The following is a 16,212-nucleotide window of genomic DNA, read 5'->3' on the forward strand; positions in this document are numbered from 1 at the left end:
AATAGGGTGAAAGGCTCATCCAGTTCAGCCCATCGTATTTGTGACAGTATATGTAGCTCATCACTCTCCTCTCTATATATACGAAGAGGTACCTGGCTAATTCACCGGCCATATACCCCCTGATAGATACCTCCCCCTAGGTATTTATTTAGTAGCTCATGTTTTCCGATAATCGAGACTCATTCTAAAAATTAGAAAGGCAAGATCGATGAAAAAGATTTTTACAGGTTTAGTTGCTTCTATGGCACTGGCCACAACCGTTCAAGCGGCAGAAGTATCCGGCACCGTATCATTCACTAATGACTACCGCTTCCGCGGCATCTCACAATCTGCGGGTGATCCAGCTGTCCAGGGAAGCCTTGATGTTGCTTTTGATAATGGAGTTTATGCTGGCGTCTGGGGTAGCAATGTTGATTTTGAAGATGATGCTAAACTAGAGATCGATTACTACGTTGGCTATGGTAACGATATCAATGATGGTTTGAGCTATGACGTTTCCTATGCGTTCTATACATACCCTGGCTACAGCTCTGACTCGGAATATGGCGAATTAGCACTAGCTCTGTACTATGGTGATCTTGGTTTAACCTTCGCTTACTCCGATGACTTCTTTAACACTGGAGAATCTGCTCAGTACTACAGTGCTGATTACAGCTTCGGGGTAACCGAGGAAGTTAGCCTTGATCTACATGCCGGTTACAGTACTGGCGACTATTGGGATGGCACCACTGACATCAATGATTTCCAGGACTACTCCATTGGTATCTCTGGCTCAGCTGTGGGTCTGGATCTTTCTGCAACCTATCTGTTTAACAGTATCGAAAGCGCTGACGAAATCGATTCTGGTGCATTCCGCAATGATAATACTTTACTGTTAAGCGTATCACGTACTTTCTAAAGACTATTCACCACTGAATCAGGCACGTACATCCCCCTTCTGTTACCTGATCAGGGCCACTTCGACATTATCGGGTGGCCTTTTTTATTGTCTAACGAAAGAGTAAACTCCCGCTTTAATCATCAACCTCTGAGGCATGGATGTCAGTCGCAATTCTCTCTATTTTCATACCTACATTTTTCTTCGTCTCTATCACACCTGGCATGTGCATGACGCTGGCATTGAGTCTGGGTATGTCAATCGGCGTGCGACGCAGCCTGCATATGATGTGGGGTGAATTGATCGGAGTAGGCCTGGTTGCCACAGCCGCGGCCATTGGCGTCGCTGCACTCATGCTTCAGTTTCCTGAAGCCTTTATTTTTTTGAAGCTGGGCGGCGGTGCTTATCTGGGCTGGATAGGCATTCAGATGTGGCAGTCTAAAGGTAAGCTGGTGATGCCTGAGCCAGGATCAGAAACAAAGCAGCAGGGTAATTTTCAGTTAGCCCTGAACGGTTTCATTACCGCTATAGCCAACCCTAAAGGCTGGGCCTTCTTCGTCACCCTCCTGCCACCCTTTCTTGACCAGAACCAACCGCTAGCACCTCAGCTTTCAATACTCATAGCAATGATTTTAATATTGGAATTTAGCTGCCTGTTAATCTATGCCAGTGGAGGTAAAGCCCTGCGCCACCTGCTACTGGATCGTGGAAATGTAAAACTTATGAACAGAATTGCCGGTTCCCTTATGATAGGGGTCGGGATATGGTTAGCGGTTGGCTAAGCTCCGATAACACTTCAAGCTGCATACCTGAATTTAGTCTGGCCGATTAAAGATTCTATGTAAGAGAACGATATAGAACTACGAACAGTTAAAGACTGTCACTAGTAAAGCAGTACGACTTTTAAGTCGTTAAATACTAAGGAACTTGAATGAGCCCGACCGAGAAATTCACTTATCAAGCTTTGGAAAGCCGCACCAAAGCATTAGCAACAGCGTTGGGCTTTAGAGATAAGTCAACGCTGGAGCATTCTGATCGGGTGCAAACCATGGCGACTGAGCTGGCTAAAGCAGCGGGGCTGTCTGAGGACGACATCAGCGCTCTGCGTATCAGTTCAAAATTTCACGACATTGGCAAAATTGGAATTCCTGATCGCATTCTCATGAAGCCTGGCTCACTCGACAAAGATGATTGGAAAATGATGCACCAGCACCCCATCATCGGTGAACAGATCGTATTATCAACTGAACTGGATGGGGCATCTCAAACCGCACATATCATCCGTCACCACCACGAGCATTTTGATGGCGGTGGTTACCCAGACAAAATTTCCGGAGAAGCTATTCCAGTTGGCGCACGTATCATCAGTATCGTCGATAGCTATGACGCGATGGCCTACACCCGTGCATACCATGAAGGACGAAGCCACCGGGATATTATCAATACAATCGAGACGGAATCAGGTACCAAGCACGACCCACTGCTGGTTAAGTACTTCTGCCGCATCATTGAGCGAAGCAATAGCCGGGTAGAATAAAGCGCAATCTCTGCTCAATCAGGTATCAGCTCTCCAATAACCGATGTAACCGGTTTAACGCCAGCCCATACGTCTAATTCCAAGTCTTCCGGCTCTTCATTCGGTCCGCCCGTACGAACCTTGGCAGACACCTCATCGATTGAAAAAGCAAAAACCGCTGTCACCTTCATCTCTTTCTCATTTGGTGGACGCGCTTCTGCTGAACGACCTGGACTGTATTTATCTATCAGCGCATCCAGTGCAGCCCGTTTTTCCTCTGGATCTTCAACCAACCGACCCTTTCCATAAATAACCACTGAGCGAAAATTTACCGAGTGATGATAAGCAGAACGGGAAAACACCAAACCGTCCAGAAGGCACAAAGTGATACAGGCTGTCTGCCCCTTCATCACTGTTTGAAACAGGCCATTTTTTACCGATCCATGCAGATAAATCTCATTGCCAATCCGCCAGTGCGAGCTAGGCTGCACCATTGCTTCACCTTCCACACTGACGCCAATATTACAGACCCAGGACTCATCAATAACGTTGTTGACCACCTCTCGATCATAGCTCGCTATTTTACGACCCCTTTTTACCCGGGTCCGTTCCGTCATCCTTATCTCACACATAGCCCTACCCTTAACTCTGTTCAAATTTGCGACAGAACAAGGTTAACCGCTATAGTGGACCTTAATAAGATCCAATATTTGTATATTATTAAGGCCCAATTTGATCAAAACAAGTCATAAGCAGCAACCGCAAACTGAGTGTTTTACCCCATTTTTACAACAGGATAAAACTCAGTCTCCCCGATACCGGGCACTATTTAATTACATACAACAACAGATTCTATGCGGAAACCTGGCGGCAGAGAGCCGCTTACCTTCCAGCCGAGAGCTGGCAGAGCTACTGAAATTATCACGCAACACCATCAAGCAAGTTTATGAAATGCTGCAGGCAGAAGGCTATATCGAAACCCGGCAAGGTGATGGTAGCTATATCTCAGCACAGCTCTCCTTGAACAGGAAAACAAAACAGAAAAACCTTAACCCTGACCTTAAACCGATCAGAGTCTCAGACAAGAGCGAGTTACTGCAGCAAATTCGCCCTCTTTATCACCAAAGTAACCAGCACTTATTGCTCCCAGCAAGCCCGGCTCTGGAGCAATTCCCCTGGCCCGAGTGGCAACGTTCAGTCAGCCACGCCGGTAAACAGATGAAATTCAGTAGTGGACGACATTTGATGGGGGAACCACAACTGAGACAGGAAATTGTAAGCTACCTCAATACCACCCGGGGAGTGCACTGCGATATGGAACAGGTGATGATCTGTTCAGGCTCGCAACAGGGGATGCAACTGGCTTTTTCGATGCTAATCAACCCCGGAGACAAAGTGCTGGTCGAAGATCCTGGGTTTCCCGGTATCGACGGAGCTATCAGTACTGCTGGAGGAGTCAAAGTGTCGGTACCGATTGATCGACAAGGCTTTCGCACTGATATCGCACTGACAGAAACACAGGATGCCCGCCTCGCCTTTATCACCCCGTCACGTAACTTCCCAATGGGCTACACCCTGAGCCTTGAACGACGCCTGCAACTTCTTCAATGGGCCAGACAGCGTGGCTGTTGCATTATTGAAGATGACTACGACAGTGAGTTCCGTTTTGACGGGCCTCCGCTTACGTCGCTTCAGGGGCTGGACGGAGAGCACTCTGTTATCTACTCAGGTACTTTCTCCCGAATTCTTCACCCGGCAATCCGACTTGGCTATCTTGTACTCCCCCCAGCTTTAGTGCCCTCGTTCAACCAGATGCGCGGTTTTCTCGATGGGGGACTATCATCACTCCCCCAGCTGGCGTTGGCAGACTTTATGTCACGGGGTCTGTTTGCCAGTCACCTACGCCGAATGCGCAAACTCTACAAAGCCCGGCGCCAATATTTACTGCAACAGGTCGCAAAAAGATTTAATGGCAGCTTAGTATGGGAACCCTGCGATGGCGGTATGCACGGGGTCTTTTTACTCCCACCTGACACCGATGACAAAGCGATAGTAGAACAGGCGAATGCTGTCGGCTTAGGACTTCGACCGTTATCCTACTACTATGATGAGCAGCCAGCCCTCAGTGGTCTGGTTATCGGTTTTTCCGGATATAATGAGGAACAGATTGATACGGGACTCAATCGTCTGCAGCCGATTGTTGACAGGCATCTGCAATAAAAAGGCTGCACCTAAAAGAGGTCGCAGCAAACACTCAAAGCAAACAAAGAGGGTACGAACAAAACCTGCTAAGCCATTTTATTGGCTGCCATTACGTAGAGGTATTCCAATGCCAGCGTTGCTCCGGCCAGCGACGTAATCTCGGCATGATCATAGGCAGGCGCCACTTCCACAACATCCATTCCTACGAGATTTATACCTTGTAATCCCCTGATCACTTTCAACGCACAATCCATTGTCATACCACCCGCGACAGGGGTTCCAGTACCAGGGGCACAGGATGGATCGAGGCCATCGATATCAAAACTCACATAGGTTTTTTTATCGCCAACGCGCGCATGAATTCGTTCAAGAATAGCCCCGGGCCCATGATCACCAACCCAGGCGGCATCCAACACTTCAAATGGATGGCCATCAAGATCATAAGCGGTACGAATACCGATCTGAATAGAGTGCTCGGTATCGACTAGCCCCTCTTCGACAGCGTGATGAAACAGCGTGCCGTGATCATACTTAGTACCACCGGAATAGGTGTCGGTGTGAGCATCAAAATGTATCAGCGCTACAGGGCCATGTTTCTTTGCATACGCTCGTAACACCGGCAAAGTGATGAAGTGATCACCACCAAAAGTTAGGGAGGACTTCCCCGAGTCTAAAATAGTACTGATATGGGCCTGAAGATTATCCACCATCGTTTGCGGCTCTCCATGCTTAAACAGCACATTGCCAGAATCAGCCACTATTAAATGATCATCCAAAGCAAACTGCCAAGGCCAGCGCGCGCCCTCCCAGATCAGTTGAGATGAGGCCTGACGTACTCCCTGCGGCCCGAAGCGGGCACCAGAACGACCCGATGTCGCCATATCAAAAGGAACTCCAGCCACGATTACCTCAGCATCAGACATGGTCAGATCGCTCACCACCGGAAACTCCATAAAGGTCATACCTAACGAGCCATAGATCGGAAGATCGGCATTAGCCACAGTATTTTGCTTATCACACATTATGCACCTCAAAACTCATTTCAATTTCCAGTTATTGAATTCAGAGTACCCAACCGCATGAAATTATTGAAATGCATAGTTATAATATCTACATGCACACAATTAATAGTAAAGTGAATAGATGAAATCCCTGCGCCAGTTCGATCTGAATTTGTTACTTCTACTGGAAGCATTGCTGACCGAATGCCATGTCAGCCGCGCTGCAGAACGAATGTTTCTCAGCCAATCCGCCATGAGTCATGCCCTCAACCGTCTACGGCAACAACTGGACGACCCACTATTGGTGAGAACAGGTAACGGGCTGAAACCCACCCCAAGGGCTGAAGCAATCTTACCGGATATCCGACAGGCAATCGGCATCATCGAACGCAGTCTTAAGCCTCTTGAACCCTTCGATCACGCGGACTCAAGACACTGTTTTACAATCGCCTGCACCGATTACTTCGAAGCGGTCACCCTGCCCCCACTGATGCAACGACTACAGCAGATCGCCCCGGGCATTCGCATAGAGATAGAGATGATCAGTGAATCGGGCACCACAACACGCCTGGAAACCCGCGAAATAGATCTGATCGTAGGGCTAGACAGCCATCAGCCTGTTGACCCATTGCTTATCAGCCGCCGCTGGCAACAGGAACCTCTGGCCTGCCTGGCAGCCATCCAAAACAAACAGGTAAAAGACGCTGTCTCAGTCATAGAGTATTGCCAGCTCAAACACGTACTGTTTACTGATCTGGCAGGTGTAAGTTCAAACCAGATAGATCACTGGCTGGAATCTCAACAGCTAAAAAGAAGGGATATCGCGCGCACCGTGAACTATATGGCAGGCGCCCGGATAGTTGCTGCCACGGATGCCATCATGACGTTACCCCGAGAGATGGCCAGACTGTTTACAGAGATGTTGCCAGTAAGGCTGATTGACCCACCAAAAGGTGTTCCTCAAATAGAGATGATAACTTTGCACCATCCACTATATTCAAATGACCCAGGTTTACAGTGGCTGCTACAGCAACTCCATCAATAAAAACTTTAATGGGCAGCGCTTGTAGAAAACACATTAATAATACCCACACCAGCAACGATCAGCAGCATACCAATAATTGCCGGCAGATCTGGTATCTCTTTATAAATGACCGCACTGATAGACGCGATCAATACAATTCCCATCCCTGCCCATATCGCATAAGCGATACCTACGGGTACCGTTTTAAGTACCAGCGAGAGAAAATAAAACGCTATTAAGTAACCAACAATACAAACTGCAGTGCCTACGGGCCGACTAAATCCATCTGATGCCTTTAAAGCGATAGTGCCCATTACCTCAGCCCCGATCGCTATTGCTAAATACCAGTATCCCATAAGACTCCCTACATAACCCCAACACGGCTCGTACATTGTTGTATGCTATTAATATAACTCACCAGAAACCATAAAATCCCATCATGAAACAATTAAAGACTCTATCTATCTCTGTTTTTCTATTTTCCTCTCTTACAGTGGTGCTGACTGCCTGTATACCCAGGCCTGTTTGCGGTAACTGTAATCCCACGACTAGTGCCGAACTTACTCAAGTGATCAAAATTGAACCTATCGACAAGCCAGTCAATTCTGTAACAGTACAACCCTCTCCTTCAATAGAGTAAGTTTCACTATTAATCGAAAATCCACCATCATATCTGCGTAACTATCCACGCTTGTTTTTATAATAAAAAGTAAATCATTACGGTTTTCCGAAAACGCCAAAACCAGCCCAAGCCGCAGGATGGCTAAATTTTGTACGGCTGGAAATCATAGATTTCATCGCACTACTCATTGCGGAAAAGTTATCACTCTCTTCAACAGCCAGACCTGCATAGAAACTGGTCATTAACTCTTTAGTCGCATCATCATGTACTTTCCAATAGGAAGCGACCACTGCTGGTACTTTAGCGTGTGCAAAGGCTCTGGCTAACGTTGCGTATTCTAATCCAGAATTACCAATACCCGACTCGCAAGCCGACAAAACAACAAGATCTGTCTGTTCCAAATCCAGCATTGAAATATCGATCACATTTAGCTGATATTTATTAGCCAATAGAAGGTAACTATCTTCCGGTGACTCGGTATTTAAAACACCATGGGTGGCAAAATGAATGACTCGTGATCCATCTAGCTCTTCAACAATGTTATCAATAGAAGCCTGTTCACCTTGAATTATCGTTTTATATTCACCGAAGGTGTCCGCTATGACTGAGACCTCTTGCCGGGCACCAGGCAATGAGCCATCAGGATCCGCAATAAATAAACCTCCATCACTAAAAGAATCAGAATGATGCATAACCAGGTTGAAGTGATACATAGAAGGCAATATACCAATATTGTAGCGTTCAACAGCGTACTCAATGTTAGGGGTTACCTGTCTAATCAAAGCAGAGAAAGGAACATAAGTTAGTGCTCCTACGGGTGTAATAAAGACCTGATCTTTGCCTTCCAGGTCATTTTCCACAGGCCTGATAAGGTGATGATAAAGCCATGCCAGGTGATTTATATGAGAGTCGCCTTTCACTTTTATGCGGTTGAACAATGAACTTGTATCTGTTCGTTTAGCACCGCGATCAGATGTACTCACTCCGATTTGCAAAGTCTGTTCTCGCAAAATAGCAGAAGCTTCAAGGCTCATCTGTTCCAAAATCTTTTTGGACACATCCACTTGCCTGATAACCGCACCGGAATTTGTCACCACTTGAATCAACAACTTGTCTTTTGTCGGCATGTACTGAATCAACGCTTGCCGCTCATCCAGCTTTTTATGCATAGCTGCAATTTCACGGGGATCCATTTTAAGCATTTGGAACAACCCGTAGTGATTTCTCTCTAAGTTCGCCAGTAATTTCTGACGACTACGTTCACGTGCTTTCAATTGCGCTTTAAACTTCTCAGCCACAGCACTATCGGGTTCACTTGCTGCAATATCAGTAGCCTTTTCGCCTGAATCCTCATGGCTGCCAGGTAGCAAACGACTTTCAATATCAGCTATTTCACCTTGCAACTGTTGATAGCGCCTTACCAGCTTACCTTGCTCAGTCTCAGGTTTTATCTGTGATAAAAACACATCACGCACTTCTTGCTGTTGTGCCAGATCAAAATCGACAAATGCAACTTGTCCTCGGTGATTATCATTTAATAATGAAGCAACTCCCTGGGACTCATAGACCAATAAGCCAATATCGGTTCCTACATAGATATTTCCGACTTCATCAACAGAAACAGTATGCACTGTTCGTGCTCCATACTGCCCCATCGATTGATCATTAGGGAGAAGCTGATTTAATCGATCAGGGTAGAACCATTGCCCTTCATGATAAACCGTTACACCACCTGCGGAAGGAAATAACCAGGTATTCGACTCCCCTAGCCGGGCACCTTTTTGTCCTAGCCAAATCATTGATGATTTTTCTTGCATGGCCTTATAAGTTGGATCATTCAACTCAGAGAAGGACTCCCTACGCCCATTTTTTTCACGAGCGAAATCACGGTTGGTCGAAACAATAGCCGTATCTTCATTTATTTTGGTATAACCTGTAACAAACCAATGTTTATTACCAAGCCAATCCCTGCTGTGCTCATCCAAATTGATAAATGAATCACCCTGCCATTCAAGGACGCCCCCTGATAAATCAACTCCTTGATGGCTTAAGTGTCTTTCATTCGAAGCAATCACCTTGATTTTTCCGTCAAGATCCTCATATACGCGATAAATCATCTGACTGCGTGAGGGAAATTTTTCTGCATCAATGAAATAATTATACTCTTCAGCTTCTTCTACTCCCTCTTGATACCGGAATACAGAAGAGCCTGCTGCAGCCCAGATATTCTGACTGGAATCGACAAAGATATCGTTTAACGAACCGTTCCCCCATCGATCTCCTTCAACATTCTGCATAGTTGAAAATAACTGCTGAGCACTTTCTTCACCCTGCTTAAAGCGCAGTATTTGGCTACCATCATTCGTTATCAGATTTCCCTGAGCATCCTGCCTTAAATATTTAGCATTAGCGGACGAAAAGTACTTTGGTTCTTTATCTTCGGCAGCATGGTCAATATAAAGAATCTCGGAACCTGTCGCGATATAAGTAATTCCAAGACTGTCATCAACTAACGTGTCATAAACTCTCCCAATTTTATATTGCTGTACATTAGAGGGTTGATACGCGTATATCCCATCGCTTGTCGCAACAACAATATCCCCATTTTCACTGACTGTTGATTTTTCAGGACCTACCGTTTGACCACCCCGCCCTAACTCAAAAGGCAACGGCATAGATTGAAAGTAATATTCATTAAATACATTAATGCCAAGATCGGAATTAATAACCAATGTATGACCTTCGCCCTCCACAGGCCAAATATTCATTTCATGTATTTTTTTCGAGTGCAGCAAGTCACTTTTTAGTGCAATAAATTCCCCACCAGAAACATTTACTTTTTCGTCTACAACCTGAATATTTGCCGTGTAAAACTTACCTTCCTTCAGCCAATAGAGAGCATTATTTCTCTCGTTATACGCGATGCTAACGGCTCGATCAGCTATCGTAATGACATCGCTATCATCGAGAAGCACTAGATTATTTTCCGTCAGAATTACCGGTACCCTGTTACCCTCTTCTCCGGCTATCAAAACATCCAGAATATTGCCCGAGACTCCGCCTAAAACTGTCGCTTTATCGTCGCTATAGGTCAGGCTTACAAGCCCATCAGCACTGCCGACATAAACCTTGTGTTTGGATGCTTTTAATACATTAATTCTTGGCGATTTCAAACCATCACTCTTAGTGCGCCAGCGCTTAAGTAAGCTTTGATAGTCGCCATCTAGAGCTAATAGTCCGTTAGCAGAACCTATCCATAACACACCATCCTCAGTTTCCGCCAAACTAAGAATATTAGACGTTGTATCTAACGTAGTAACGGAGGCTGTACGACTTAATCTGGCTTGATTTGCATCGTAACCAAACCACTGCCAAAAGCCGTCATTAAGTACGGCAAGACCCTTATCTGTACCAACTAGAATATCGCCGTTATTTCTGACCAGTAACGCTTGTTTTTGCGCACCTTTCAACTCAGAAGAATATAGCTCACTGTTATCGTAGCGCCGCCAAAAGCCTGTGTTTTGTATATCCGAGGTAACTAACCATTTAGCGTCTTTCAGCAACACTAACGGTTCTTCATTTAGCCGGTTCAAAATATTTTCATATTTTTTGTTTTTAAAAGAAACACCAACCAGCCAGGTTTTCATGGTGGACCATTGTTCAAAATCGTCTTGTGGTAAACCTAAAGGTTTGAACTCCTTATGAAGCTCGTACCACAACGAAATGACTCTGGCAGTATAAGCGATAGAAGCTTCACTTTGATTATCTTTCGAAGTGAAAATCTCAACTAATAACGCGCTTGCTTCATCAAAATAAGCAGAATTATCGGTGACATGGGAGACCAAATACTCCACTAAAGCCATTTTGGCTTTTATTTCTTTGACCGTTCCTTCTTCCGCCTCAAAGTAATCATCTTTTAAACGATCATACTCAATATCAGAACCAGCTAACGCTGGTAAGTCATCCAAATTATGAATACGCTGGACTTCACGGGTGAGCGATAGCAGTCTCTGAAATGCCTGCGTAATGTTTAAAGCCATTAGATGGCCTTGCTCAGACTGAGTCTCAGTTATTTCACCCTGCTCATCATATTCGATATACAAACGGCCTGAGCCTACAATGCTGATCAGTACAGGCTGATCATTATCATTGTAGGCAAACTCTATAACACGCTCACCATCAGTCATGCTTTCAATGTTATGAGTGGCATTGTATTTCAGCTCTACTACACGCCCACTGGAATCTCTAATTGATTGAAGGTTTCCATTTTCATTGTATTTTACGTCAAGGAAAGAGGTGCCTTTCTTAAAGCCTGTAACTTTTCCAAAAACGGGATGGTCTTGCCGGGTAACAATTTCGCCATTTGGAAGCACAATACGGACTGCAGAATTAGTATTATTAAAATCATAAATAACTTCTTTTCGTTCGCCATTTAAAGCTTGATTACGGGCGTTATCAAACCAATTAATGTATCGCTTTGATGCTCCTGGATCTATCGCACCGATATAATAACTTTCATAAAGTTTTAAAGTATCACCCAACTCATTCAAAGCTCTTCGTTCATAGGAAACGTCATAACTAATTCCCTTTTCTTTCGCAGACTCAATCGCACGAAGCGCATTAATTGGGCTGCCGCGCCAGTACAACTGCTTATGCAGATAACTACCTAACACATCTGTACTGTAAGGGTTACGATGAAGCATTTGAAAGCCGTATCCCTGAATCTGATTTTCTGTCAGTTCATCAGCATATTCGGAAACTAAATCGTGATAAATAGAACTATTATCTTTAAGAAGATCAGCTCTCAAAGCCAACGCATTTGCGGCAGACTGCGAATCATTTCTGGCACGAGCAATACTTTCTAAAAACTCATAATATCGTGTCAATTCACCAAAATTATCCCGATACTCCCTCAGATAGCCTTCAGCAAGGTCCAGAAGTTCTGGAGCCACTCGTTGTTTTTTCGATTTCTCTTTCACCAACCAAAACAATTCCGATAGCACACGATTTCTCGCAGGTAATCCGACCGTAGTCTCATCTTCGCTTAGGCATTCATGAAATAACTGCTGACCCCTATCATAATCATGTCTTTTATAGGCATACAGTTCGACAAGTTTATCGCAAGCAAAATAAGTATTATTATTTCGTTGATTTGCCTCCCGCCACAATAAAGCAGCAGCATCACTTTGATCTCCCTTCAAATCAACGAGCACCTGCCACCACGACCTGCTCCAGTCATATGTTTCAACCTTCTCGCGGACTATTTCAAGTAATTGCTTCTCCTCGTTGAGCTCTTTCGCGTATGTCTTCCATAGCTGAATCAAATCATATCTACTAGGCCGCTGTTCAAGAAGCTCTTCAACAGATTTCAGCGCAGCCTGTTTATCATTAATCCACAGTCGCTCAACATGAAATTTACCTAATGAAATTGAATCAGGGTACTCATTCACAGCTAACTGATATACACGATCAATCAGCGCATCCTGCTCCATGGCAGAGGCCAACTCCAATACGGCGATATAAAAGTCTTCAGGAATAAATGTAAGCTGAGCGAGCCCTTGCTCTGCAACTCTAGTAGCTTCTGCACTATCACCACTTTGCTTTAAGGCGCTGATATAACGCTTATAATCATCACTATCAATCTCATCAGATAACTGAAAAACCTTCTCCATTGCATCCACAGCTTCTGCATACCGGTTATCTGCGATTTCCAGCTTTGCAAGCTCATTATGTAGATTCGCTACATCAGGCATCTGTTGAAGGGCATCTTCTAATACTTGACGCGCTCTTCCCTTATCCCCAGTGACTCTGAATGAAGATGCCAAATAACGTCTCTCTTTTGAAGCGACAGGTTCCCCGTCAGCCTTGTAATACATACGCGCGATAAGTGCAGTATGGTTTTCAGCCTGATTATTTTTTCCCTGCTTAAGTAACAGTTTGGGTAACCGGTCAAAATTAAAATAAAATGGAGATACCGTTGCTGCTTTTTGAGCAGCGGCCTGTGCCTGTTCATACCGATAACTGTTACTTAAACCTTTTGAATTTGCAGCCAGTGCACGCCAATCTGATGGGGACCTTTTTAACCAGTTTCTAGACCTTTCCTCTAAGCTTGGTCTTTCCCAGCTACGGGTGTGGCTATAATCACGTATTGCACTCCCTACTAATGTCCCTCTTATGCCTTCCGAGGCTGAAAATTTCTGCATGCGCGCTTTAAATTGAGTATTGGCGACTAATTCAGAATCGTTGTACATCCACGCTATCTGCCAAAAATCCGGTAATAATCGGGCAGCAACTTCAAGGTAATCCATTTTTAATGACTTATTTACCAATTTATCAGCAACAAAAGCTAAATCGATCAAGGCCATAACATCCGATTCAACAAACGGATAAGAAGGGGGATATTGTGCTACCAATTGTCGATAATCTTTGTTCAGTTCAGCTTCTGCGGTGACTACAAGCTTGCTCTTCCAAACACCTTCTAAAGCGTCATAGGCACTTTTCAGATTGCCATTATTATTTTGAACTTCAACCCAGATTAACGGCGCAAAAATACTGCTATTCTCTGAGCGTAAATCCTGTTCTATCGATTTAATTAATTTATCTTTCTTGTTTGCCCAATACAGCAGGCTCCAATACTCAAGCCTTGCATCTGCTACAGACGTTGTACCTGACATATTGGTGACAGCGGGTTCTTCTAACAGATCTACCAGATAATCCAGCACTTCCTGTTGTCCAAAGTGGACAGCTATCTGAGCTGGTAAATAGCCATTATCATCTCGAGAATCTTCCGATATACCCGCGTCGATTAACACTTTTACTATTTCCAAAGAACCTAGTCGAGCAGCCTCATGCAGTAACATAGAGTTCTTGAGAGAAGTATTACCTTTCTTAGCAGCACCCAGTAACAACGTAAGCAATTCAGGAGATTCATTTTCAATAGCCAGCATGAAAGGACTACGACCAGCATCATTCAGAACACCAGTATCTGCTCCCAGGGAGAGCAACATGCGGACATAAGCAGCATCATTTCTACGCACCACTTCATGCAATAAAGTGTCACCATTTATATCGGGAATATCAAAGCCTGATGTCGCAGCCAGCCACTGTTTTAGTTCCTTGTGATGACCATCACGATATGCCCGTAGAAAAATGCTTTCGCCTTTTAGACTTAGCATTTGATGGCTGTTCTCATGTTCTAAAATGAGAGCAACAATATCAAATAGTCCTTTCTCATAAGCTGAATGCACAGGTGTATAACCGACTTTATCGGCCTGTGCCAACCCCTTGCCATTTCGTATGAGCGAGGCCGCATAGTTAACCTGGTCGTTTTTAATAGCGGCATGCAACAGGCTATTATCAAAACTATCAGTAACATCATGCTGCTTTATGATGGGCAGTAGTTCATCAATCAACGGCTGGTTGTTCGATTTTAATAATGCAAAAACAAAGGCAGATCCATCACGATCTATTACATCAAGATTCGCTCCCTTGCTGATCATTTTCTGTAAAAGCGTAATTGCAGTCTGATTATCATCAGTGGCCACTATCTGATTTAACAGTAAAATCACCGGATAATCGTAAGCAGGTATTTCACTCCAGCCATCATTTTCGCTCTCAGTATCGATCAGACCACGGCTGTTAATATCGACTCCCTTATCCAACAACCAGCTTGCTACTTCAATTTCCCCGTGTAGCAAAGCAACTTGTAGTAGGCTGGCACCATTAACATCAAGGGTATTAATATCTGCTCCTGCTTGAATCAAATACTGAAACACTTCACTATTTTCTTCCGCCGCAAGGTGTATAGGCGCGGACTGCTCTGCAGTCTTTAGGTTTACATCTGAGCCAAGCATAACCAGTAGTTTAACCAGATCTAAGTTGCCGCTTTGTGCCGCCCGTTGTAGAGAAGTCTGGTTATCATCCCCCTCAAAAGCATTAAGGTCTGCGCCTAGTGAGACTATTTTTTCGATTAAAATAAGTAATTGCTTATTATCACTTTCATTATCTATTAACTGCAGAGCCAGAAACAAAGGGCTTCCATATGAGTTCTCATTCCCTTTACTAACAACCGAAACACCTTGATCCAGTAACCAGGTTGCCAACTCGATTTGCTCATTGAATAGAGCATGCTGCAATACAGAATCACCGTCACCATCGAGCACATTCAGATCTGCGCCGGCATCTATTAGGTAATGAAATATTTTATTACTTTCTTGCGCTGCAATATGAATAGGGGCAGATAGCCCTTCAGCTTTAAAGTTGACATCGGCCCCCAGCGTAACAAGCAGTTTAACCAGATCTAAATCGCCGGTTTGTATCGCTAGCTGTAAAGGAGTCTGATGATCATCTCCATCAAATTCGTTAAGGCCAGCACCAAGCGATACTGTTTTTTCGATTAAAGAATACAGCTGTTTATTATCACTTTCGTTGGAGGATAACTGCACAGCCATAAATAAAGGGCTCTGAAATGAGTCCTCACTACGCTTATTTGTAACGACTACCCCCTGATCAAGCAACCAGTTGGACAGTTCAACATTTTCACCATATAAAGCGTGTTGTAAGACAGAGTCACCATCTCCATCAAGCGTATTGATATCAATACCTAACTGCACCAAGTACTCTATGACTTCAAACGATCCAGCCTGCGCTCCGATATGGATAGGGGAATATTGATTCATCGTTTTGAGATTAATATCCGCGCCATTTTCAAGCAGTAATCTGGCCAACTTTAAGTCATTATTAAGTACAGCCACATGCAATGCAGCGAGCCCTTCTTCCTCATCAAGGACATTTAGGTCTACACCCTGCTGAATTAATTGCTCCACGCGTTCTAAATCTTGATTAACAGCCGCTCCTACAAGCTCTGTTGCTGAAGCGGAGCCCGTCAGTAATAAACATCCACAAACGAAAGAAATAAAATCGCGACAATTCAGCATTCTTCTCTCACCTTTTTGCACTTAACCATCGTTA

Annotated in this window: 9 protein-coding genes; 5 read left to right on the forward strand and 4 right to left on the reverse strand. The window is 44.4% G+C overall.

Translation table 11 applies throughout. The annotated features are described in order from the left end of the window. Positions 1-208 precede the first annotated feature (208 nt). The 3 genes from AMJAP_RS11135 (at position 209) to AMJAP_RS11145 (ending at position 2,414) form a co-directional block, all read left to right on the forward strand. Positions 209-898, forward strand: coding sequence for a TorF family putative porin (locus tag AMJAP_RS11135; RefSeq protein WP_019620488.1), 690 nt, complete (start codon positions 209-211; stop codon positions 896-898). Positions 899-1,038: 140 nt separating this feature from the next. After that, on the forward strand, positions 1,039-1,659 hold the full coding sequence (locus tag AMJAP_RS11140; protein ID WP_026339978.1) for a LysE family translocator: 621 nt from the start codon (positions 1,039-1,041) through the stop codon (positions 1,657-1,659). A 149-nt stretch (positions 1,660-1,808) separates the two neighbouring features. Continuing rightward, positions 1,809-2,414, forward strand: a complete 606-nt coding sequence (locus tag AMJAP_RS11145) for an HD-GYP domain-containing protein (protein WP_019620486.1) — start codon at positions 1,809-1,811, stop codon at positions 2,412-2,414. Between the two features lie 14 nt (positions 2,415-2,428). Here the strand turns inward: AMJAP_RS11145 and AMJAP_RS11150 are convergent, their stop codons facing one another. Then, a complete protein-coding gene (locus AMJAP_RS11150; RefSeq protein ID WP_026339977.1) occupies positions 2,429-3,025 on the reverse strand; it encodes a pyridoxamine 5'-phosphate oxidase family protein in 597 nt (198 codons plus the stop codon). A 100-nt stretch (positions 3,026-3,125) separates the two neighbouring features. On the opposite strand from AMJAP_RS11150, the gene pdxR reads away from it, so the two are divergent. Then, positions 3,126-4,613, forward strand: coding sequence for a MocR-like pyridoxine biosynthesis transcription factor PdxR (pdxR, locus tag AMJAP_RS11155; RefSeq protein WP_019620484.1), 1,488 nt, complete (start codon positions 3,126-3,128; stop codon positions 4,611-4,613). Between the two features lie 68 nt (positions 4,614-4,681). On the opposite strand, the gene speB is transcribed toward pdxR, so the two are convergent. After that, positions 4,682-5,617: an agmatinase gene (gene speB / locus AMJAP_RS11160; protein WP_019620483.1), complete on the reverse strand. Its 936-nt coding sequence runs from the start codon at positions 5,615-5,617 to the stop codon at positions 4,682-4,684. A gap of 121 nt (positions 5,618-5,738) precedes the next feature. On the opposite strand from speB, the gene AMJAP_RS11165 reads away from it, so the two are divergent. Next, a complete protein-coding gene (locus AMJAP_RS11165) occupies positions 5,739-6,641 on the forward strand; it encodes a LysR family transcriptional regulator (RefSeq protein WP_019620482.1) in 903 nt (300 codons plus the stop codon). Positions 6,642-6,646: 5 nt separating this feature from the next. Here AMJAP_RS11165 and AMJAP_RS11170 read toward each other — a convergent pair whose 3' ends face one another. Together AMJAP_RS11170 and AMJAP_RS11175 are read right to left on the reverse strand one after the other, a co-directional pair. Continuing rightward, complete coding sequence (locus AMJAP_RS11170) at positions 6,647-6,976, reverse strand: DMT family transporter (RefSeq protein WP_019620481.1); 330 nt, start codon at positions 6,974-6,976, stop codon at positions 6,647-6,649. 361 nt (positions 6,977-7,337) lie between these two features. Further along, positions 7,338-16,178 carry an ankyrin repeat domain-containing protein gene (locus tag AMJAP_RS11175; RefSeq protein WP_019620480.1) on the reverse strand — a complete coding sequence of 2,947 codons (8,841 nt, stop codon included), beginning with the start codon at positions 16,176-16,178 and terminating at the stop codon, positions 7,338-7,340. Positions 16,179-16,212 lie beyond the last annotated feature (34 nt).

The sequence above is a fragment of the Amphritea japonica ATCC BAA-1530 genome (assembly GCF_016592435.1).
GTDB lineage: Bacteria > Pseudomonadota > Gammaproteobacteria > Pseudomonadales > Balneatricaceae > Amphritea > Amphritea japonica.

Bases quoted from the DNA above. Each gene is read 5' to 3' on its own strand.
- AMJAP_RS11135 (WP_019620488.1), top strand. From the start codon at position 209: ATGAAAAAGATTTTTACAGGTTTAGTTGCTTCTATGGCACTGGCCACA.
- AMJAP_RS11140 (WP_026339978.1), top strand. From the start codon at position 1,039: ATGTCAGTCGCAATTCTCTCTATTTTCATACCTACATTTTTCTTCGTC.
- AMJAP_RS11145 (WP_019620486.1), top strand. From the start codon at position 1,809: ATGAGCCCGACCGAGAAATTCACTTATCAAGCTTTGGAAAGCCGCACC.
- AMJAP_RS11150 (WP_026339977.1), bottom strand. From the start codon at position 3,025: ATGTGTGAGATAAGGATGACGGAACGGACCCGGGTAAAAAGGGGTCGT.
- speB (WP_019620483.1), bottom strand. From the start codon at position 5,617: ATGTGTGATAAGCAAAATACTGTGGCTAATGCCGATCTTCCGATCTAT.
- AMJAP_RS11165 (WP_019620482.1), top strand. From the start codon at position 5,739: ATGAAATCCCTGCGCCAGTTCGATCTGAATTTGTTACTTCTACTGGAA.
- AMJAP_RS11170 (WP_019620481.1), bottom strand. From the start codon at position 6,976: ATGGGATACTGGTATTTAGCAATAGCGATCGGGGCTGAGGTAATGGGC.
- AMJAP_RS11175 (WP_019620480.1), bottom strand. From the start codon at position 16,178: ATGCTGAATTGTCGCGATTTTATTTCTTTCGTTTGTGGATGTTTATTA.